19 protein-coding genes are annotated in these 22,218 nt (G+C 53.2%); 13 read left to right on the forward strand and 6 right to left on the reverse strand.

Going from position 1 to position 22,218, the window contains the following annotated elements; genetic code table 11:
* Window positions 1–93 precede the first annotated feature (93 nt).
* The 5 genes from FIV39_RS10320 (at window position 94) to FIV39_RS10345 (ending at window position 5,813) form a co-directional block, all read left to right on the forward strand.
* On the forward strand, window positions 94–1,032 hold the full coding sequence (locus tag FIV39_RS10320) for a LysR family transcriptional regulator (protein ID WP_090404175.1): 939 nt from the start codon (window positions 94–96) through the stop codon (window positions 1,030–1,032).
* A gap of 655 nt (window positions 1,033–1,687) precedes the next feature.
* Window positions 1,688–2,458, forward strand: a complete 771-nt coding sequence (locus tag FIV39_RS10330) for an SDR family oxidoreductase (protein ID WP_090404171.1) — start codon at window positions 1,688–1,690, stop codon at window positions 2,456–2,458.
* Window positions 2,459–2,521: 63 nt separating this feature from the next.
* Entirely contained in the window at window positions 2,522–3,625 is a 1,104-nt protein-coding gene (locus FIV39_RS10335) for a glycerol dehydrogenase (protein WP_090404169.1), read from the forward strand.
* A gap of 47 nt (window positions 3,626–3,672) precedes the next feature.
* Window positions 3,673–4,635, forward strand: a complete 963-nt coding sequence (locus FIV39_RS10340) for a cyclase family protein (RefSeq protein WP_090404167.1) — start codon at window positions 3,673–3,675, stop codon at window positions 4,633–4,635.
* A 161-nt stretch (window positions 4,636–4,796) separates the two neighbouring features.
* Window positions 4,797–5,813: a LacI family DNA-binding transcriptional regulator gene (locus tag FIV39_RS10345; RefSeq protein WP_090404166.1), complete on the forward strand. Its 1,017-nt coding sequence runs from the start codon at window positions 4,797–4,799 to the stop codon at window positions 5,811–5,813.
* Window positions 5,814–5,831: 18 nt separating this feature from the next.
* On the opposite strand, the gene FIV39_RS10350 is transcribed toward FIV39_RS10345, so the two are convergent.
* On the reverse strand, window positions 5,832–6,779 hold the full coding sequence (locus FIV39_RS10350; protein ID WP_090404164.1) for a nuclear transport factor 2 family protein: 948 nt from the start codon (window positions 6,777–6,779) through the stop codon (window positions 5,832–5,834).
* Window positions 6,776–7,780, reverse strand: a complete 1,005-nt coding sequence (locus FIV39_RS10355) for an LLM class oxidoreductase (protein WP_090404162.1) — start codon at window positions 7,778–7,780, stop codon at window positions 6,776–6,778. Before FIV39_RS10355 ends, FIV39_RS10350 begins: the two co-directional genes overlap by 4 nt.
* Before the next feature lie 351 nt (window positions 7,781–8,131).
* On the opposite strand from FIV39_RS10355, the gene FIV39_RS10360 reads away from it, so the two are divergent.
* The 8 genes from FIV39_RS10360 to FIV39_RS10395 all read left to right on the forward strand — a co-directional run bounded on the left by FIV39_RS10360 (window position 8,132) and on the right by FIV39_RS10395 (window position 18,011).
* Window positions 8,132–8,668: a 2,4'-dihydroxyacetophenone dioxygenase family protein gene (locus tag FIV39_RS10360; protein ID WP_007913179.1), complete on the forward strand. Its 537-nt coding sequence runs from the start codon at window positions 8,132–8,134 to the stop codon at window positions 8,666–8,668.
* Between the two features lie 84 nt (window positions 8,669–8,752).
* Window positions 8,753–9,679 (forward strand): LysR family transcriptional regulator, encoded by a 927-nt coding sequence (locus tag FIV39_RS10365; protein ID WP_090404160.1) that lies wholly within the window; start codon window positions 8,753–8,755, stop codon window positions 9,677–9,679.
* A 391-nt stretch (window positions 9,680–10,070) separates the two neighbouring features.
* Window positions 10,071–11,459, forward strand: coding sequence for an MFS transporter (locus tag FIV39_RS10370; RefSeq protein ID WP_007913177.1), 1,389 nt, complete (start codon window positions 10,071–10,073; stop codon window positions 11,457–11,459).
* 65 nt (window positions 11,460–11,524) lie between these two features.
* Complete coding sequence (locus FIV39_RS10375) at window positions 11,525–12,745, forward strand: alpha/beta fold hydrolase (RefSeq protein ID WP_090404158.1); 1,221 nt, start codon at window positions 11,525–11,527, stop codon at window positions 12,743–12,745.
* 322 nt (window positions 12,746–13,067) lie between these two features.
* Window positions 13,068–14,030: a 3-hydroxyacyl-CoA dehydrogenase gene (locus FIV39_RS10380; protein ID WP_090404156.1), complete on the forward strand. Its 963-nt coding sequence runs from the start codon at window positions 13,068–13,070 to the stop codon at window positions 14,028–14,030.
* A 50-nt stretch (window positions 14,031–14,080) separates the two neighbouring features.
* Window positions 14,081–15,007 (forward strand): BKACE family enzyme, encoded by a 927-nt coding sequence (locus tag FIV39_RS10385; protein ID WP_090404154.1) that lies wholly within the window; start codon window positions 14,081–14,083, stop codon window positions 15,005–15,007.
* Window positions 15,008–15,117: 110 nt separating this feature from the next.
* Entirely contained in the window at window positions 15,118–16,488 is a 1,371-nt protein-coding gene (locus FIV39_RS10390) for an MFS transporter (RefSeq protein ID WP_090404151.1), read from the forward strand.
* Entirely contained in the window at window positions 16,485–18,011 is a 1,527-nt protein-coding gene (locus FIV39_RS10395; RefSeq protein ID WP_090404149.1) for a UxaA family hydrolase, read from the forward strand. Before FIV39_RS10390 ends, FIV39_RS10395 begins: the two co-directional genes overlap by 4 nt.
* A 64-nt stretch (window positions 18,012–18,075) precedes the next feature.
* On the opposite strand, the gene FIV39_RS10400 is transcribed toward FIV39_RS10395, so the two are convergent.
* The 4 genes from FIV39_RS10400 to FIV39_RS10415 form a co-directional block, all read right to left on the reverse strand.
* A complete protein-coding gene (locus tag FIV39_RS10400; protein WP_224789372.1) occupies window positions 18,076–18,768 on the reverse strand; it encodes a GntR family transcriptional regulator in 693 nt (230 codons plus the stop codon).
* Window positions 18,769–18,966: 198 nt separating this feature from the next.
* Window positions 18,967–19,755 carry an SDR family oxidoreductase gene (locus FIV39_RS10405; RefSeq protein ID WP_038364716.1) on the reverse strand — a complete coding sequence of 263 codons (789 nt, stop codon included), beginning with the start codon at window positions 19,753–19,755 and terminating at the stop codon, window positions 18,967–18,969.
* A 245-nt stretch (window positions 19,756–20,000) separates the two neighbouring features.
* A complete protein-coding gene (locus FIV39_RS10410) occupies window positions 20,001–21,080 on the reverse strand; it encodes an alkene reductase (protein WP_090404147.1) in 1,080 nt (359 codons plus the stop codon).
* Window positions 21,081–21,152: 72 nt separating this feature from the next.
* Entirely contained in the window at window positions 21,153–21,992 is an 840-nt protein-coding gene (locus FIV39_RS10415; RefSeq protein ID WP_090404145.1) for a pirin family protein, read from the reverse strand.
* Between the last annotated feature and the right edge of the window lie 226 nt (window positions 21,993–22,218).

Raw genomic sequence — 22,218 nt, forward strand, 5'->3', positions numbered from 1 at the left:
ATTAGCTAATTGAGATACTATGCTTACTATTGGGGAATAGGGTTCCCCATAACAGGTGCTAAGCCGCCCGAACGTTGAGACCACCGAGGCCGTATGGAACTCCATAACCTGAATGATATTGCCGCGTTTGTGAGCTCGGTAAACGCTGGAAGCTTCACTGCGGCGGCAAAACAGCTTGGCCTTACGCGCTCTGCAGTGGGGAAGTCGATAGTCAGGCTCGAGGCTCGTTTACAGGTACGTTTACTGAATCGCACTACGCGCAGTTTAAGCATGACGGATGACGGCCAGGTTCTGTATGAGCGCTGTGTGAGCGTTCTTCAGGATCTGGACGACGTGGAGGATGCCCTTGCGTTTCGTCGTTCGACACCCAGTGGGCGACTGCGGATGAGTCTGCCGGTTGCACTGGGCAGACTTCATGTCCTTCAGCACATTGAGTGCTGCCTTAAGGATTGGCCCTCCCTGAGCGTGGATATCACCTTTTCTGACAGGCTGGTCGATCTGATCGATGAGGGATTTGATTTGGCCATGCGCATCGGCCCACCGAAGGAAGATTCTCGGTTGTTAACGCGCACTGTGGCCTATCAGCAAATGATTACCTGCGCTTCCCCCAAATATTTGGCTGAGCATGCCGAGCCTAAAACGCCGGAGGATTTATCCGAGCACCAGTGCCTGCATTTCGTGAGCGGTGGGAGATTGCTTCCTTGGAATTTTCGCGTGAATGGTAGTTCTGTGTCCGTTACTCATGGTGGAAGGCTACAGATGGACAGTGCTGAGTCATTACACCAGTCAGCTGTAGCTGGCCTGGGCATCGCGACTCTTCCTTCCTACGTGGTGAACGACGATTTGAGGAGCGGCAAGCTTGTTCAATTGCTCGCTGGGTATGCAGAGGCCGCAGAGCCTATTCGGGTGATCTACCCTAGCAAGCGGCACCTCTCCCCAAAAATTCGACTCTTCATCGATAAGCTCGTGGAGGCTTGGTCACCATGCCCACCGTGGGAGCAGCATTCTGCGGAAGGCATTCACTCTGCCTGACCCGTGAGCGAAGCCCGCGCGGCTAGTCGATGCCTATCATATGCATCGCGTATTCATTTCACTTGAGCATCGATTTCCAGGCGTGGGCACTGCGCCTGTATTCCATGCATTTGCCAAAGGAGCCAGTGCCTCAGAGGCTTAGTGCGCCGGTGTTTTCCACATCCTCAATATGATTGGCGCAGATGCTCATGACTGCGTTTCGTAGGAACTACTGGCGCTCCTCGCTGTGGAAGTGACCATGCAGACCGCTTGACAGCGGTGAAATATCCGAATAAAAATGAAGCGCTTCATAAATATCTCTTTCGAGAATAAATACAAAAAATAGAGTCGTGAAAATAACTCGGATTTTGTTGGCTTAGGCCCACAGTCTGCGTGAATGAAACGATTCATATTTGCCGTTTTCCTAGGCAAGTCTGGAGATCATAATGATCACTGCATCATTAGCCCTCGCTCGGTCAACCACGCCGGCTGCCCTCGCCACTCTCTTATCTAAAGTCACCGACCGCTCCGGCACGGGGGCACTGGCTTCGCCACGCAAATCTCCTAAAAGAACCCGCCTACATGAGTCCGAAATTTTCGATCAGCCAGTGCGGCATTGGACGCGTGTGAGCATCACCGCGTCTTGTTTCTGTTTTTTCAGCGCGGGGAATTTGGCATGACGAATCTTCGACATTCAGGACGCACAGTTCTCATTACTGGGGCAGGAGGGGGCATCGGTGCCTCACTTGCCTGGCTGTATTGCGAGGAGGGCGCGCGGGTTGCCTTGGTAGATTTCGACGAACAGTCAGTTTCCGAGCTTTCCCGGCAACTCAGTGCTGCCGGACATTTGGTGGCTTGGGCTAAAGCTGACGTATCAGATTTCGCTCAATGCAGTCGAGCCTGTCTTGAGCTTAGTGAGCAGCTCGGCCCGATCGACACCTTGATCAACAATGCAGGCGTGTCACCCAAACATCAGGGCGCACCCGCACCGATTTGGGAAATGGATCCTCTGGAATGGGAAAGGGTCGTCGGCATCAACCTCACTGGCTCGTTCAACCTGGTTAGGGCAATCGCGCCGGGAATGGTTGAGCGCGGCTTTGGAAGAATCGTGAACATGTCTTCCGTCGCCGGCAGCGCCTATTTGCCTATTGTCGCGGCGCATTACAGCGCTACTAAAGCCGCGATTATCGGTTTTACCCGTCACCTGGCAGGCGAGCTCGGGCCCTATGGCATTACTGTAAACGCACTGGCTCCGGGACGCATCGAAACGCCGCTTCTTAAAACCGTTTCTGCGCAGGCGAACCAGGCAGTCGTTGATGAGACTCCGTTGGGCCGTCTTGGAACGCCACTTGAGGTAGCTAAAGCAGCATGCTTTTTGACTTCAAACGACAGCGACTTCATCACGGGCCAAGTTTTGGATGTGGCGGGTGGCTGGTTGATGCGCTGATCCATCCGGGCTCGTATTCAGCGTAACGATTTATCTCACAGTTTTTCAGCAGCGGGTGATGGCATGGTTCGAACAATGGGTTTTCCTGGCCGATACGAGCAAGGGCCAGGCGCACTAAAGCAGCTTGGCAGAATCCTTTCCGATATGGGGCAATCGCGCCCTTTGGTCTTGTGCGACGAGTTCGTCTCGAAGCATCTGTGGCCTGAGGTAGGGAACGCATTGTCAGAGCATGGCTTCGAGGCGAACAGTATCGTTTTTCCTGGTGAATGCACTAAAGCTGCAATTGCGTCTCTCTGTGAGCGATCAGCAGATTACAGGCCAGACACCATCATCGCTTTGGGCGGGGGTAAGACAATTGACACGGCTAAAGGGATGGCTGCTCAGCTTAACGTCCCCATCGTCGTATGCCCGACCATTGCTTCCAGCGACGCCCCAACCAGCCGTTTGATTGTGCTTTACGACGAAGCGCACAAGGTCGTTGGCGTCGAGTACCTGAACATGAACCCCTCCGCAGTCGTCGTGGACACCGAAGTGATTGTCCGTGCGCCTGCAAGGTTTTTCGCCGCAGGCATCGGCGACGCCATCAGTAAAAAGTTTGAGGCGCAACAATGTCAGTCTGCCGGAGGCAATAACTCATTTGGTACTCCAGCGTTGAACACTGCATTGCTGCTAACAGAGGCAGTGTTTAAGACGCTTATGACCTACGGGTATAGCGCTTACCAAGCAGTAGGCCGGCACGAGGTTAATGATGATGTCGAGCGGGTTGTTGAAGGAACCGTGCTTATCAGTGGCGTTGGGTTCGAGAGTGGCGGCTTGTCGCTAGCTCATGCGCTTGTGCGAGGTCTTACGGCAATTCCTGCGATTACTTCCATGCTGCATGGTGAGCTTGTCGCATTCGGGACGCTGGTGCAGATGTCCGTCGAAGAGCGCCCAGACTCAGAGATCCTAGAGGTCGCTCAGCTTCTGAATGATGTGAATCTTCCCGTCACCCTCGACGGCCTTGGCCAGACCTCTGCGTTTACGTCTGAGGAATTGGACATTGTCGTCCAGGCAACACTGGGTGCGGTGTACGCTAAAAATATGGCGCCAGCCCTTACAGCTGAACGACTCATCCGAGGACTAGCTCGTGCCGACGAGCTGGGACAACGATTTGAACGTTTCAACTAACCGCTAAATGCAGCACAGCTAATCCAAGAATAAAAGAGGCTCAGAAAATGACAGACAAGATCGTTCCGCACATTCATGACTTGCTCAAAGACTCCCCTAAAAACTGGGGTAAGTGGGGCCCGGATGATGAGGTAGGCTCACTCAACTACCTTACAGGTATCGAAGTGCTCCAAGGGGTCAAAGAGGTCAAACAAGGCAAGACATTTACTTTGCAGGTGCGGATGGCAGATCCTGCTGGTGACCCGGTCTGGCCTGGTCGCTCCCAGTCAAAACGCATGAATATCATGGATCGTGGTCACTACAACTGTGGCAAAGGCCCACATTTTCCGGGCTCTTACGAGTTCGCCGACGACGTGATGTTTTTTCATCTTCAAGGGTCAACTCAGTACGACGCACTTGGGCATGTCTGGTACGACGATCAGATTTGGAATGGCTACAGCGCTGATACCACTATCGGTTCCCTGGCCAAGGCGAGCGTTGCTCCATTGGGTGAAAAAGGCATTGTTGGCCGAGGCATTCTGATCGACATAGCGCGCCATCGTGGTAAAGACGTGCTGGATGCAGGTGAAACGTTCAACCATGAGGATTTAATGGCTGCGGCCCGGGCTCAAGGCGTCTCTATCAACAAGCGCGACATTCTCATCATCCGCACTGGATGGATCGGCTCGTTTTATAAACGCGACCCGGAAGAGTTCTACAAGGACTTTATCGAGCCAGGCCTGACCTACAGCCCTGAGCTGGTGAAGTGGTTTCAGGAGATGGAAATTCCGAACATTGTCACTGACACCATTGCTAACGAAGTTACCGTCGATCCCGTGTCAGGGGTTGCGTTGCCGTTGCACAACGCACTCATGAGGAACTTGGGCATCACTCTCACTGAGATCGCTCAGCTTGATCCTCTCGCTGAGGACTGCGCTGAGGACGGTCAGTGGACGTTCCTCTACACCGCAGCCCCTCTAAAGGTCGTTGGCGGAACCGGAGCTCCTGTGAATCCGATCGTCATTAAATAAGTGTCTTTGCCTGGGGGCAGCAGAAACGCTGTTCTCAGGTTTTTCCCTCCAATTAACGGCTCCCGAACGGCAGGCTGTTGGCTTATCATCCTCTGCGCAAATCGAGGGCGTTCTTCTGATCGTCCTGTCTCCGCGCTACGATCAAGGATGCTGAATCTCCAATGAAAAAAATCGAGAAACCGAAGCTCAAGGATGTGGCTGAATTGGCGGGCGTCTCGATGGGGAGTGCTTCAAGAGCATTGGCTGTCCCGCACTTAGTGAAACCTGCCACGCTGGCCAAAGTACAAGCAGCTGTTCAAGAGCTCGGGTACGTGCGAGACGGGGCCGCGCGTGCTTTGGCATCCAGGCGCACGCACAGCATCGGAGCCGTTTTTCCTACGTTTAACAACCCTGCGTTCGCTGAAGCTGTCCAGGCCCTCCAGTTAAGGCTAACGGAGCTTGGGTATCACCTAATCATTTCTTCCCATGAATACGACCAGGCGCAGGAACTGGTAAACGTAAGGAACATGATTGAGCGGGGCGTCGAAGGCCTACTGTTAGTGGGTACTGAACATAGTCCTGAAATTTATGAAGCACTAACTGCCGCCCAATGCCCATTCATTCTCATGTGGTCACTAGATGGTGCTCACGACCATCACTGCGTGGGATTCAGCAATGAGGAGGGTGGTCGATTGATAGCCAAGCATCTGCTTAGCCTTGGTCATCAAAGTATCGCCATGATCAGTGGAGTTGTTTCTAACAACGAACGGGCAAAATACCGTCTGAAAGGAATCACCGCTCAGCTACTCGAGTCAGGGATAGAGCTTTCAAGTGAACGGATTATTGAGCAGCCATTCACGATTGAGGGAGGGCGCGCCGGGCTGCGGATTGCTATGGAGCTTAACCCCAAGCCTACGGCCATTGTCTGCAGCACTGACCTTACCTGTATCGGAGCGTTGGCGGAAGCGCGCTCCAATGGGATCGACGTCCCCAAAGAACTATCAGTCAGCGGGTTCGATGATATCGAGTTCGCGGCTGCCTGCGTGCCAGCCCTGACGACCGTCAGGGTGCCGACTTCGAAAATTGGTATCAGCAGCGCCAACAACATCGTTGCGCTGATCGAAGGGCGCCCACTTGCACGCCGCGAGCGCATACAAATCGAACTCGTCGTCCGAGATAGTACGGCGCCACGGCCCTAGAGCGGTTCCAGGAAGGGACTAAACTCTTGGTGCTTCATTGGCATTGAACCAGCCTGGGCGGTACTCGCTCCAGGTCAGTTGCCAGAAGCCCTCATGCTTGCGACGAAGCCGCATTCGGTAATGCGCGCCATAGAGAGGCGTGCCATCTTGCGTGTGTGAGTTTCCAGGAATGACTCTGCCGACAATCATTTCCGCTACACCCTTTTCCTCGTCGGACTTGATCTCCAGCACGTCCGCGAAATGCTGCATCCACGGCCAGGGCCTGCGAAATTCTTTGAAGGAGCCGATGATCGCGTGGCGCCCTTCAATAAGGCCCATCGGTTGGAAATCACCAGCGGCGTCGTTGGCAAAGCAATGGGCAAGTAGCTGCATGTCAGCCTGATCCAGCGCCCATGAGTAACGAGCGTAGGTTTCAGCAATACACTCCTCGCTGGGTACCGAAGGCGTTGAGCTTGGGAAAGCAAGCCATGGCGCGTTCAGTTCGCTCACGATGGTCGGAGCGGGATCGCCAATCCTCCATCCGTCGTCACCTGGTGGAAGCTGCCAGTGAGTTGCAAGCGAGTAGTCCCCGGTTACCCAATTCAAGGCAATCAGCACGCTGTCGAGGTGCCAGGTGCCTGCTGTCTTTTTCAGAGAGCCCGTGACTGTCATTCCAAATCCGAGCTTGGCCGACTTTGTGGCTTTGCTGATATGGCCATAGGCGTAGAAACTGAAATTGGCGTCGGTTTCTCCACCTCCCACATAGTGATTGGTTGCCTTCACTGAAAAGCCATCAGCCTTGGCACGGTCTTGCTGGAAAGCTCTGACAATCTTGCGTCCACCCTCATGAGCGGACATGTGGCTTGTCACCAACTGGCAATTGTCAGTGAATATATCCCCAGCAGATTCCCAATTACCGCTCTCCCAGGCTTCTAGAAAGGTGGCTATAACGCCCTTAATGTCGGTGCGATCACTTGAGCCGGTCACTGGGTCACCTGCGAGGCAGGTTGGCCTATGGGAAAGTGTGGCAGGACATACTCAGCCATCTCCTCCAGGACATCAGCGGCTGGTCGCTGCAGAGGTTTGATATTCAGTGCGACGTGTGAAACCCCTTCATCCTGTTGCCGTTTCCAGAGCTCCACGAGAGCATTACGCCCGATCCTTATTCCGTTGTAGCCGCGTTCCAGCGGTGTGTTCGGATCCTTCGCCAGATCGAAAAATGTCGCGTAGCCGTATGGTTTTGCATTGCCGGTCTGACTGGCAGAACGGAACTCGCGGATGAGGCCGGGCAAACGATTGAAGTCGCTCAGATGCCAAATCCATGCATCGGCATTATTGGCTATCCACTCAAGCGTCTGACGGGCCCGGCCCACGACAATCATGGGGAGTCGAGGGCCAACTGGCTTGGGTACCATGTCTAGCAAGCCTTCCAGCTGGCCGAAAAGTTTGGTTGAGACGCTTGGGAAGCTGTTTTCAGTGACTGTCTTAATCAGCTCGAAGCCTTCCCGGTATCGTTCTTCTCTCGCTTCGAAATCAATCCCGAATGCTGGATATTCAATCGGGCGATCTCCGCTGGAGAGCCCTAACAAGAATCGTCCACCGGTGAGCTGGTCAACCGACACAGATTGTTTAGCAACGATCAACGGCTCGCGCAGTGGAAGAACGATTCCTGTCGTTCCCAAAGCAATTTTTTTAGTTACGGCTGCCAAATAACCAAGGTAGACGAAGGGGTCGATCATTTGACCAGTATCACCAAAGCTCGGGTCATAGAAGGGCACATCTCTCATCCACAGACTTGCGAATCCAGCCTCGTCCGCGATGCGAGCAAGGCGTTGATGATCCTGCAGCGTGGGAAACGGTGAATTCGGATAGCCCTCCAAGGGCATGATGTATCCGAAGGTGAGGCCTTCGGGCTGAAACACTCGCGAATAGGCCGGATGAGCTGCAAGCTCGGGACTGAGCTCAAGGGAAGGGCTGAGAGAAGTCATTGCTAAACCTCATTATTTCAAGCCGATTACTACTGTGTAAGCGGCTTTCAGATGAACAGGTCTGCATGGTAGTGAAGGTATTGGGGAAAATGTGTCCCCTCTGATGGGGCGCGATCCACTGGTGGCCGCTATCCACTCAATGAAAAATTTGCTGGGTCAATCGCTTGAACTCGTCCGCAGTAGGCGCTTAGATGAGTCGCGGCCGTCAACGGGATGAGTCTTACGCGCTGTGACGAGTGGTCACAGATGGTGTGAATTTCTGAGTATTCTCCTGTGCGAGAGCATCACCTACTCTCACTCAGCGATTGAAATCCTGGCTCGCTCGCCAGTCACACGTTGAGAGAAATTATAATGAATACGCCCGTTAAACCTGATGAACTTGCCATTCCTTATGCTTTGCCGCAGGTGCCTTTCATGTCTCCAGACATGGTGCATCCAGGCGTTATGACCACTTGGCTTGAAGACGATAATCTCTGGGTGCCTGTCACCAAGTCAGTATCTTTCAAACCACTGCTGCTGAGCGTTAGCGGTGGGTACTACATCAACTTGCTCCGAGTGCGGCAGAGCGGGGTTTTGTCTCGTCACCGCCACTCAGGTGCAGTGCATGCGATCGTGTTGAAGGGGCGTTGGTACTACCTCGAACACGATTGGGTTGCTGATGAAGGCTCCTTTGCATTCGAGCCGCCAGGGGAGACTCACACTCTGTTCGTCCCTGAAGATGTCGAAGAAATGATTACTTGGTTCCACGTTCAGGGTGGCTACACTTACGTCGACCCACAGGGTGTCGCGGTTGGCTATGAAGACGTTTTCACCAAACTGGAAGCTGCCCGCAGCCATTACAAAAATTTGGGCTTGCCGGACGATTATATCGAGCAGTTCATTCGCTGATTTGGGTTCAAAAAAGAACGCGCTACGGCGCGTTTTTTTGTGTAGATAAACAGGTAGATTCAGTCGCGTAAGGAGCGTACCGAAATGGATCAATACTCCCAAATGCTAGCCTTCATCTGGTCAACAGAGTGCGGAAGTTTTTCTGCTGCCGCCAGGGCGCATGAGATGACTCCGTCGGCCATCAGTAAATTGATAGCGCGGCTAGAGGATCGGCTTCGGGTTCGACTTTTCCAGAGGGGTTCCCGAGTCCTCACTCTGACGGAGGAGGGGGCTGCTTATCTGCGCAGTGCGAAAGCTGTGGTTGAGGCGATGAGTGAAGCTGATTCTCTGGCAGAAGGGCTTCCTTCAAGGGTCAGTGGCACGCTTCGCATACACACGATGACCTCTTTTGCGAAGCAGCAGATCGTGCCTTGGTTGCCGGAATTCCTCGACACATATCCCGGTCTTGATGTCGAGATTCAGTTAGGCGCTCAGTTCGTTGACCAGTTCGAGCAGGGATTGGACATAGCCATCCATAGCGGGATTCTTCCGAGCTCTTCCAGAATCGCAAAGAAGATAGGCGAATGTGAATGGTTGCTGTGTGCCTCACCTGACTACCTGGAAAAGTATGGAACACCGCAGCAGCCACAAGACCTGATGAATCATCGATGCTTTAATTTCAGTTTTGCCAGCCCTTGGAACAAATGGGCCTTTATCCAGGACGGTCTGGGTGTGACGACCCCTGTGAAACCTCGAGGATCGTTTACCCAGGGTGAGCTGCTGAGAGATATGGCCAAATCAGGTGCGGGTATAGTCCGCCTTGCGGATTTCCACATTGGAAAAGACATTCAGGACGGATCGCTGGTGCTCCTGCTTGACGAGTACAAAGCGGAGATCCTGGAGCCTATTTACCTGCTTTATTCAGACCGTAAGCATTTGAGTCCTCGCATCCGGGTGTTCATCGAGTTTTTTCAGGAAAAATGGATTGCTCATCCATGGAAAATCGTGAGAGGACTGCCCGGAGCGGTTTGATAGCCACTACGGCTCGGCGCTTACTTTCACTCTACCTCCGCGCAAGCGTGCAACTTTGGCTCCAGCACAAGGGAGCCAATACTCCACCACTCTGAAAATTTTCCCTCTTGCTCTGTGCCCAACAGAGATCTCAAAAATTTGAGACCTGTTCCCCAGTAATTACTTAGCCAAATGCTTCGCTGGCACCTCTCTCATTTTGTGCCACTGACCTGTTCCTGGCGGTCACAGCAGGTGTGCTTTGCCAGCTATATTCAGCCCTGAAATTGAGCCATAACCTCTGTCCATGGTGAGCAGTACGACAAGTGCTGGATCACCTCGGATGTTGAGGCGTATGTGTGCAAAACACCGATCCTCAGCCGGAGAATAAAAATAAATACCCGGAGATATCCCCATGGGATTTGCTCAAGACAAAATCGAAGCATTACCTGCGGTCAATCGTGTGCCAAAAGGTGCAGGTGCAGCCTCCTGGGGTGCGATGGCTCTTTTGTGGCTCGTGTATGCCATGGATGCCAACTCCCGCCAGATGTTCTTTATGGTATTGCCCTCCATCACCAGCGAGTTCAAGACAAGCGCTGAGCTGACTGGGCTGCTTGCCGCGTTCATCACGATCGCTACATCTTTGATAGCCGTGCCTTGCATGATTTGGGCTGATAAAGGCGGTCAGGGATGGATGCGAAAATACCGCCACCTGCCAATCGTGATTGCTTACACGCTATTCACCTTTCTGACCGGCCTCAATTTCTTGACTGGCTCGCTTGGAGTGCTTGTCGCGCTGCAAGTGATGTCTCACGCATTTGGCGGTGCTGGCGAAGCCATCGAAGTCACCTCCTTGTCTGAGTGGTGGTCGAAGGAACGCCGTGGTTTCGCCCTAGGACTTCATCACACCGGATACCCTTGGGGCACATTGATCGGTGGCTTGGCGATCAGTGCTCTACTCCACGCTTACGGCCCGGAAAATTGGCGCTTGGCATTCCTGCTTTTCCCTGTACCGATGATCATCATCTTTTCGGTCTACTGGTGGTTCAGTACGAAGAAGCGTTACGAGTCCTTTGTTGAACACGCTCAAGCCGTGGGTGAGACCCCTCCATCAATGGAAGCGGTACAAGGTGTGGTGGAGGTGCCCAAAGGCGCGTTCAAGTCGGCAATGAAAAATCCGAACATCTCCGCTATCGCTCTTATCTCGATGTTTGCAATCGTTGGCTACTTCGGCATCAGCTTCTGGCTACCTCAGTACCTGGCCTTTGTTGCCCATTACAACTTCGCAGAGGCAGCTGCTTACTCGGTGCTCTTCACGATCACCGGTGGTATCGGCCAGATCGTTTGGGGATGGATTTCAGATCGTGCAGGCCGAAAACTTTGCCTAGTGCTTGTTTTCGCGTGGCTTGCGGTGGGCATGTATCTCTTCAAATACTCATCCGTCAGCCTGACTTGGCTTATCGCGATTCAGTTGTTTGCTGGGTTCGCGATGAACGCGCCCTACACGTTGCTGTATGCCATTGCGTTTGACTCTGCGAAGCAAGGCACGACTGGCCTGGCGGGCTCAATCGTCAACGTCGGTATTTACGCCGGTGGCTTTGGGCCATTCGTGATCGGGATGTTCATCGGCGCAGGTGGTGGCTTTGAGCAGGCTGCGGGCTACAACTACGCGCTCTACTTTATCTCCGGTCTCATGGTACTGGCGGCCATCATCACCATTTTCTTCACCCGAGAAACTACCGGCTGGTTCCTTAAGTACGACAAGGCGCTGGTATCGAAGTCCTCTTGCAACATGGGTTTGTAACGAACCGATCGTACCTGCACTTACAAGAAAATCCCCTTGGGGATTGCTAAAGCTAGGAGAAAGTCATGACCCTTATTAAAGATGCCAAATGGTTGAGCCAATTCGCCGACGAGTTAAACGGTGATGCTGATTGGACTGCCGCTGCTCGCTATTTTGATGGGCGCATTCAATTCAAGCACAGCACAGGTTTTTCAACGCTTGCGGTTCTCGCCGGTAAAGTCGTTGCGGTTTACCCGGAAGGAAGCCCGTTGGGCGCTGACATCATCGTGTCTGGTGCTGATGATGAGTGGCAGCGCGTTCTTGACGGAAAGATCGACTGGTTTGAAGCGTTGTCCCCTGGATTGGGAAAACTTGAGCTTGAGGGCAACGTGGTTGCTGCATGGCAGTACGTAGATGTGATGGCCCGCGCGTTCGACGCAATGAAGCGTGTAGGGAAAGCTAATAATAACCCACCAGTCTCGTACTCTCCCGGGCCTAAGCCGTCGGGGAAAGAGACGGTAGGACGGTACATCACCGTGGATGGAATTCGCGTTTACTACGAAGAAGCAGGGGAGGGGCGTCCACTCGTTTGCTTCCACGCAGCATCACAAGATTCTCTGATGTACAGGCACGTATTGGACGGCCTCTCAGATGAGTTCCGCGTCATTGCAATTGACGCCCCCGGGCATAGCAAATCAGAGCTACCCGAATCAGGCCCATTCCACAGCCTCACTCGCCATGCGGAGTTCAATGAGCACCTTATGGAGGCTTTGGGACTTGAGAAACCCGCCATCATGGGATGCTCGATGGGTGGCAATCTGGTGTTGGAATTGGGGGCACGTCGGCCCGATGCGTACAGCGCGATCATTTCAGCTGAAGGGGCAGATTTTACCCCGACGGTTTCCGAGTTCTTCCTCGATATGTTGCTCATGAATGGGCCAGAGATCATCGGTGCCTGGTCTCGTTCGATGACGGGCAATCGCACTCCACCAGATCGTGCGAGGGAGGTTGTGTGGCAGATCTCGCGCACCACGCCGCAGGTGATGAAAGGTGACCTCACAGGCTATGCGAACTTTGATCAGCGGCAACAAGTTGGAAAGATCAAAGCGCCTGTTTTACTTCTGCGCGGTGACGCGGATTGGTTGGTGTACCAAGAGAAGGTTGAGGAGACAGCATCTCGAATTCCTGGCAGTAAGATCGCCGTGCTCGCAGGTACTGGCCACTATCCAATGACTGAAAACCCATTGGAGTTCTGTGACACGGTACGCGCGTTCCTTCGTGACGCGGGTCACGGTCACGCAGGCTGAAAGATGTGATTGAGGAGCCCGCTCGGCAGGCGGGCTTTTCTGCGTTTATTTAATGCGAAGGCTCAATCCCGAAGAAGCCTTTTCTATTCCCGCACAAAAAACCTGAAGCGCGCCGACCCACTGAGGCTCAGGCCGTTGCGGGAGCTATCTCGACCCTCGAATCCCTTCCATAGCCGATCGTCAGACAATCAAAATTATTTTCTTGTGATCTGTGATCACAGTGGATAGCATCTGTCTCAGAGCGAACATCTGAGCGTCAGCATGGTTCACCAACCGCTCAAACGATTACTCCTAAACATAAATACAAAATTTGGAGAACATCATGCGAAGTACAACTCCATCTGCGACCGACCGTGGCCCCATTGCAATCGTTGGCGCAGGCTTGATCGGGAGAGCTTGGGCGATTGTTTTTGCTCGAGCAGGACATTCGGTACGCCTACACGACATGGATCTGCAGACAATGCAGAACAGCCATGCCTACATCGAAGCGAGACTTAACGAGCTCGCAGAATTTGATCTTCTCAATGACGCGCCCCTCACCGTGCTGGCACGCATTACTTGCGTTCCCGACTTGGCTGATGCGCTACGTGACGTGGTGCTCGTACAGGAAAACGTTCGGGAAACGGTGGAGGCGAAAATCGATATCTTCAGTCAAATGGATGCGTTGGCGCCCAAGGCCGCGATTCTCGCTAGTTCAACTTCATGGTTACCGGCCTCCGAGTTCACTAAAGATCTACCAGGTCGGGGGCGCTGCGTAGTTGCACACCCTACCAACCCACCTTATTTAGTTCCTCTTGTGGAGCTTTGCCCTGCGCCGTGGACAGAATCTGAAGTGATGATTCGAGCGCATGAGATCTACACCGCAGCAGGGCAGAGCCCTGTCGTCCTATCCCGAGAGATCCACGGCTTCTTGTTGAACCGAGTCCAAGCAGCAGTCCTCAACGAATGCTTCAAATTGCATGAGGAAGGCTTTGCCAGCTCTGAGGATATTGATCGGGTGCTCAAAGATGGACTCGCCCTCCGCTGGTCATTTATGGGCCCCTTCGAAACTATCGATCTCAACGCCCCTGCCGGCGTATCTGACTATGCCAAACGCTACGGTCAGCAAAATCGCGAAACGATCAATTCCGAAAATGCTTTTGACTGGTCGGAATCAGCAGTCGCCCGAGTACATGACGAGCGCCGCCAAAAACTTGAACTCGAAGGAATTGCGTTGCGATCCGCCTGGCGTGACCGCCGCCTTATGGCTCTCGCTGCGCACAAGCGTCAAGCACCAAATTCCTGACGGCATCACTTCATCCTGAACACCAAAATAAAAGTAACCAGGAGGTCACCATGGCTCGTAAAGTCATCATCACTTGCGCGGTCACCGGCGCAATTCATACACCTTCCATGTCCCGTTACCTGCCGGTAACACCAGGTCAAATTGCCGAAGCGGCGATTGGTGCCGCTGAGGCTGGCGCCTCAATTGTTCACCTACATGCTCGTAACCCAATTGATGGCAGCCCCTCTCAGGATCCGGAACTGTTTAAGCAGTTTCTGCCGGCTATCAAAGAGGCTAGCGATGTGGTGATCAACCTGACTACAGGTGGCGCACCGACAATGTCGCTTGAAGATCGACTTCGTCCAGCACATCAGTTCAAACCGGAAGTGGCCTCACTGAACATGGGCACGATGAACATGGGACTTTACCCAATGCTCAATCGGTTTAAGGAGTTCAAACACGCCTGGGAGGAACCATACCTCGCCGGCAGCCATGACCGCATTTTCAAAAATACATTTACCGACATAGCCCACATCCTCGAGTCATGCAGTGAGAACGGTACCCGTTTTGAAATCGAATGCTATGACATTGGGCATCTCTACACCGCTGCACATTTCATTGATCGCGGCCTCATCAAACCCCCGTTTTTGATCCAATCGGTTTTCGGCATTTTGGGCGGAATCGGCGGTCACCCCGAAGACGTCCTGCATATGCGGCGCACAGCTGATCGTCTCTTCGGAGATGACTATCAGTGGTCGGTTCTTCCTGCAGGAAAGCAGCAGATGAGCATTGGTGCTCAATCAGCCACGCTTGGAGGACATGTGCGTGTAGGTCTTGAAGACTCGCTTTGGGACGGGCCAGGTCAACTGGCAAAAAGCAACGCCGATCAAGTATTGCGCATGCGCAAAATTCTCGAAGGGCTTTCACTTGAAGTGGCGACACCTGCTGACGCCAGGGAAATCCTGAAGCTCAAAGGTGGCGATAACGTCAATTTCTAAGCGCGGGTATTCATCCCCGTAAAGCCTATCTAGAGGATATTTTGATAACTAATGGTCGCGTCACAACACTCGCGCCTTAGCAATTTATCCTCGTGAGGAGAACATGAATCATGTTAGCTACGACCCATACAAAAACACAAAAGGGACAGTCGCTGAACGCTTTAATGTTTCGCAAACTAATGCCGATGTTAATCTTTGCTTACGTTATAAGCTTTCTAGACAGAACTAACATTTCACTTGCCAAAACACACATGGCAGTAGACTTGGGTATTTCCGCTGCCGCATACGGTTTTGGTGCAGGGCTCTTCTTCCTTACCTATGCACTCATGGAGGTACCCAGTAACTTGATCATGCACCGGGTAGGGGCCCGACTCTGGATCACCAGGATCATGATCACCTGGGGGTTGTTGTCTGCCGGTATGGCCTTCATTACCGATGAGACTACGTTTTACATTGCCCGCGCGCTACTGGGCGCAGCTGAAGCCGGATTGTTCCCAGGTGTAATGCTCTATTTAACCTATTGGTTTGGTCGTGAGCAAAGGGCACGAGCCAGTGGCTATTTTCTAATCGGGGTCTGTCTCGCGAATATCATCAGCGGGCCGGTTGGCGGGCTGCTGTTAGAGATGGATGGAATCTGGGGTTGGCACGGCTGGCAGTGGCTGTTCTTCTTGGAGGGAATTCCAGCTGTTCTATTTTCCGTCGTGATTTGGCGCAAGCTTCCGGACGGCCCATCTACGGCAAGTTGGCTATCAAAGGAACAAGTCACTGAAGTAGAGCAAGTTCTGAAGAAAGAACATGATGAAGAAATCGCCTCCGGCAATGTAGGTCATTCTTTTAAGGGCGTTCTTAAAATTCCTCAGATTTGGCTTGCGATCGCGGTTTACTTCCTCCACCAAGTTAGTGTCTATTCGGTGATTTTCTTCTTGCCGGGCATCATTGGAACGTATGGAGGCTTGTCATCGTTACAAATAGGATTGTTAAACTCAATCCCATGGATCGCAGCAGCACTCGGGGCAGCGTTTCTTCCAAAGTATGCAACTACTCCGAAAATTTCACGCAAAATAATGTTCGGTGGGCTGCTTCTGATGTCCGCTGGATTGACCCTCGCGGCCTTTACCACTCCATTGATAGCTCTAATAGGATTCACTCTTACGGCATCGATGTTTTTCGTTGTTCAGCCTGTGATATTCCTCTTTGCCAGTTCAAGACTGGCGGGAGCAGGTATGGCGGCGGGTCTGGCGTTAGTGAATACCTTTGGTATTACTGGTGGTTTCTTCGGCCCTTCACTTCTGGGCTTCGTTGAACAAACTACTGGGAGCACGAAGAATGGGCTCATTATTGTAGCGGCTCTTTTAACGCTCGCGGCATTCCTGAGTCTGAAGCTACGTCAGGCACAAGAAACGATTACTACAAAAACGCGGGACAACATTGTATTGCCCCAGGCAGCGCCGTGTATTACTGATAATGCGAGGACAAAATGAAGAGTACATCCCTGGCACTTAAACTACATCCCGACGATAATGTTGCAATCGCACGCGCTTCGATACCTCAAGGAACCGTGGTTACGGAGTTCGGTAATATTGTGGTGCTCGCCGATGTGCCCGCAGCGCACAAAATCGCCCTTGCACACGTAAACCCAGGTGATCCTGTTCTGCGTTATGGCCAGATCATTGGCTTTGCTACTAAACCCATTGAGCCAGGCGATTACGTGCATACGCACAATCTGGAGATGGCGACGTTCGAGCGAGACTACGCGTTCGGCGAGGATGCCAAAGTCGCGTCGCCTGCTGCCTCTCCGGTGACATTCCAAGGTTTCGTCCGCGCTGACGGGCGAGTAGCAACTCGAAACTACATTGGTGTAGTGAGCACTGTGAACTGCTCCTCCACTGTTACCAAAATGGTGGTTGAACACTTCTCGCGAAACGGTGTGCTGGATGCTTACCCAAACGTGGACGGTGTGGTGCCGATCACTCACAGCTTCGGTTGCTGCATAGAGCACAATGGCGAGGGGGTGAACCAACTGCGGCGCACGCTAGGCGGGTTCATCAAGCACGCCAACTTCGCTGGCGTGGTTGTCATCGGCCTAGGCTGTGAAGCCAATCAGATGGGCGCTCTGTTCATGGCCCAGGGTATCGAGACCGGCAAGCTTATCGCTCCCGTTGTCATCCAAGACGTTGGCGGAACCCGCAACGCAGCGGATGCCGCCATTGCCGCCGTGGAATCGATGCTGCCGGTTGCCAACGAGTGTCGACGCGAGCCGGTCTCGGCGCGGCACCTGACCGTGGCGCTCCAGTGCGGCGGTTCAGACGGATACTCGGGCATCACGGCCAACCCCGCCCTCGGTGTGGCTGTCGATATGCTCGTAGCGCAAGGTGGAACTGCCATCCTTAGCGAAACGCCGGAGATCTACGGCGCTGAACACCTGCTGACTCGTCGCGCTGCAACCCGTGAAGTCGGCCAGGGTATCGTCGACCTTATCAAATGGTGGGAGAGCTACGCAGACCGCGAAAAAGGCAGTATTGATAACAACCCCACGCCTGGTAACAAGGCCGGCGGCCTGACGACCATTCTCGAAAAGTCTCTAGGCGCAGTTGCCAAAAGTGGCTCCTCAGCACTCATGGGCGTTTATCGTTACGCCGAGCCCATTACAGTCCGAGGCTTGGTGTTCATGGATGCGCCTGGCTACGACCCGATGGGAGCCACTGGCCAAATCGCCAGCGGCGCAAACCTCGTTGCGTTCACCACCGGACGCGGCTCGTGCTTTGGCGCCAAACCTGCTCCTTCGATCAAGCTTGCGACGAATACCAAAATGTACACTCGCATGAAGGATGATATGGACATCAACTGCGGGGATGTCATGGATGGCGATGCCACCCTTGAATCGAAGGGTAAAGAGATTTTCGACATGCTCATACGAGTGGCTTCTGGAGAAAAATCTAAAAGCGAGGCGTTGGGCGTCGGCAATGAAGAAACAGTACCTTGGATGATCGGCGCTCAAATGTAACAAGCGAGCGAAAAAAAGAGGCGCCCTGATACCAGGCGCCTCTTTTTAAAACATGTTGGTGGAATTAATCAGCTTCGACAGGCTTGTGCGCATCGGCAACGATCAGCGCCCCTGTATTCAGGATAAACTCGGCAGCACTTTTGATGTCATCTTGCAGTGATTCACAGGCGGCAACCGAGTCACCCTTCTTTAAAGCATCAACCATCGCTGCGTGATGACTGGCTTGCACTCGCTGAACCACACGCTCAGTGCCAGATCGTAGGTCATAGTTGATGATAGGCCCTATTCTCAGCCACAGGGACTCAACTATCTGGAGCAGGATGGGCATGTCCGCCTGATTATAAATTGCGAAATGCAATTCTTTGTTCAGCGTAATCAGCCGTGACTCATCGGGAGCGCCTTTTGCAAACTCTGCGCAAAATGCCTCGTGTATCTTTTCAATCTCAGCCAGCGCCTGCGAATCAACAAGCTCCGCAGCACGAGCTGCCGCTTGCCCCTCCAGATTCAACCGGATACTGGTGATTTCCCGGAATTGGCTGACTGTCAGTACAGGAACGCGAATATATCGATTAGCCGCCATTTCAAGCGCTTGCTCAGCGACCAACCTGTGAACAGCCTCTCGCACTGGCATGACGCTAACACCAAGAGCGTCCGCTATAGATCTGAGCGAGAGCTTTTCCCCAGGCATAACGCGTCCGCTTATCAGCAGATCACGCAGCTGGGCATAAACGTCCGCACTGAGAGTCTGGCGGATCATGGGGGTTACGAGTGTGGATAGGTTCATGGCGAGAATTATAGGCAGGTTCGATCAGCCGGGATAGGAAAATGAGACATCTGTGATCACGGATGTGCCGGTATTGAAAGTGACGGAATTGGGGAGAAATGAGTTCTCTAGCACACGCACAACAAGCGTCTCGCTACCAAGGTCGGTGGCGAGACGTGTAGGTCTGACTAATCAAAGATACTCGACATTGCCATCGATGCTGATCGCTTGTCCTGTCACATTGTTAGCAGCAGGAGAGCATAGAAATAAGGCCATTGCTGCCACGTCTTCGGGTGGAGTCATCCGGCGCAATGAGATTTTCTTCAATGTTTGTTGGCGCATCTCCGGCTCTGAAATGCCTAATTGTTTGGCGCGATCACTGATGACGCGATCCTGGCGCGGCCCCTCGACGATGCCTGGCAGCAGTGCGTTGACTCGAATGTCTTTTTCGCCCAACTCGGCTGCCAATGACTTCATAAGACCAACGATGGCCCACTTGGTCGCGGCGTATGGAGTCCGCCAAGCGTAGCCTAAGCGCCCCGCGACCGATGAAATATGAATGATGTGTGCGTGTTCTGACTTCGTTAGGAGGGGGACAGCATGATGAGCGAAGCGATACTGCGCATTGAGATTGATGTCTATTGTCTGTTCCCATTCTGCATCGCTAATTTTGTCGATTCCGCCGGTCGGCCCTGCTATGCCTGCATTGTTGATAAGTACATCCAGCCCATCCACCCAATCCTGTTGTATCTCGAAGACTCGCTTAATTTGAGCAGAGTCGGAGACGTCAGCTAATGTGGCCAAAGCCTCTGGATAGCGCTCACGAAATTGTGCGATCGCCTGCTCACTTACATCGCATACATGGACTCTTGCCCCAATTTCGAGATATGCAGCCGCGATCGATTCGCCAATGCCTGCTGCCCCACCGGAAATCAAAACTCTCAATCCGGTATAGGGTGTCAGCCGCTTCATCACGTTCATAGCTAATGCGTCCTGTCTTATTTTTGTTCATGAGTTCTTTCGTGGCTACGGAGTGCGTAGACAAGAAAACCTCATTAAGTGATATGTGATCACAGTTTGTTTGTCAAGACAGGCTTGCCGCAGATTTGCAGGTGATTACCGGAGAGGGCGCAGACTCCTACTCCGGCTCAGCATTGCTACCTGCCGGCCCGATTGATCTGCGAGAGGCAGCTGGCAGCGACTGCGCTTCCCGCAGCACTTCATCGTTATCGAATCTGGGCCATGGTCGGGTAATCCGTATAACCTCGCTCCTCACCCTGATAGAAGGTGGTCGGGTCTGCGTCATTCAATGCGACACCCTGTTCGAATCGCTCTACCAGATCCGGGTTGGCTAGGAACGCAGTGCCAAAGGACACCAGATCAGCATTTCCTTCTCTGAGCGACGTTTCTGCGCGTTCCGCGTCATAGCCGCCATTGGCGATGTAGGTGCCTGCGAAACGACGCTTTAGTTCTCTGAAGTCGAATGAACCCGCACCGACTTCTACTACGTGAATGTAGGCTAGCCCGTAGCGACTGAGCATTTTTGCTGCATAGTTGAATGTCGCTTGGGGATCGCTGTCGCTCATGGAGAAGTAATTAAAAATCGGCGACAGGCGAACGCCCACGCGGCTAGCACCGAATACTTCGATGACCGACTCCACAACCTCCTTAAGAAACCGAGCGCGATTTTCTGCAGAGCCGCCGTATGAATCGGTTCGGGTGTTGGTGCCATCGCGCAGGAACTGATCGATCAAGTAACCGTTCGCACCATGTATTTCCACACCGTCAAAACCTGCACGCTTCGCGTTTTCAGCACCTTGGCGAAAATCCGCGATCACGCCAGGAATTTCATGCAGACTCAGAGCCCGTGGTGATTCGTAAGGCTTCAATCCTTCAGGCGTGTAGATCTCGCCATCAGCCTTGATCGCTGAGGGGGCTACCGGCAGCTGATTATCGATCTGTACTAGAGAGTGTGACAGGCGCCCAACGTGCCAGAGCTGGAGAAATATCCGTCCGCCTTCTGCATGCACGGCGTCGGTCACGTGTTTCCAGCCGGCGATTTGCTCGTTGGTGAAAATGCCCGGTGTTCTCATATAGCCTTTGCCTTGAGCCGAGACCTGAGAACCCTCAGTAATGATGAGGCCGGCGCTTGCACGTTGACGGTAATACTCGACCACTGTGGAAGTTGGAACATCGCCTTGGCCCGCCCGGCTTCGCGTCAGAGGCGCCATCACCATATGATTTTTCAAGGGTAGGTTGGCGATTTGAGCGGGGGACAAAAGAAGGTTGAGATTGCTCGCTGTCATGACGTGCCTCAGTATGATTTGGGGTGTTGGATAGTTGTCGTCGAGATGATTTTCACGCCGGGTTGAGCAGCGCTAGTTGAGCCGTCCTTGCTGCCGCAGCCGTGTGCCAATCCGCTGTATTTCCGTTTCGCCCTGTGACAGAGCTGCCTTGCTCGTGTGAACCGAGTAGTTACCTGTTACCAGGTCGTACGGATGCTTTACCGCCGAGCCCATCACGAAAGAGCAATCGCCTTTCGCGATGAAGTTGATGCGGTGCTCTGACTCTTCGAACACGGCTAATTCGCCGGCATTGATCAACCCACCTGCGTCCAGACTTCCAGAACTCACAGCGAGCCAAGCAATGTTGTGACCGGATGGAGGGGTGTAATGCCAGTGCTCACCGTCTTTTAAACTCACGGCGAGATAGTTCATTTCACTCGGCACTTCAATCAGGCTTTGGGCTGCCCCGTAACGTCCCAATAGCAAACGCGCGGGGCCCACTTGTGGAACTTGCGACGGATCAAGGTAGGTACTCATCGGGGGAGCGTTTTCAAGCGGCGGCGGCAATGCCACCCAGAGCTGGAATCCCTGTATTGCGGACTCACTTGCTAGCGTAGCGTCGTGCCACACCCCATTGCCGGCCTGCATCCACTCAACACCACCCGCGAGCAGTAAACCGGTCGCCCCGGTGGTGTCCTCATAAGAGACATCCCCTTTTGTCATGAAGGTAACCGTTGCGATTCCTGAGTGCGGATGCATGCCGAAACTCGACTTACCACCACTGGCGTTAAGGCTGAAAATGTCCAGGAAAATAAACGGTTTCAACAGCTCTCCTAGATCACCTGGACTCATAAGCCTCGTTATGGGGCCATGTGTGGTTCCTTCAGTACGATGGACAATGGCGCGTGGTCGAACTACTACGGTGGCGGTCATATGTTTTCTCCAGAATTTGGCGCTCCCTTGCCGATAGATGAGGTCGTCGAGCGGAGTGCCGGCTGCCAGGACTAGGTGCGTATGAACTCAGTGATGCGGAAAGCCGGGACGGTGAGTCCTTAGGAGATTCCGGCAACTGAAGGTCAGATGCAGCGATGACTGAAGGATATGCGTCTATCGATTGCTTTATTAGATGGCATAATTGGATTGAACTGATCCATTTTTG

This window comes from Pseudomonas grimontii, assembly GCF_007858185.1.
Lineage (GTDB): Bacteria > Pseudomonadota > Gammaproteobacteria > Pseudomonadales > Pseudomonadaceae > Aquipseudomonas > Aquipseudomonas grimontii.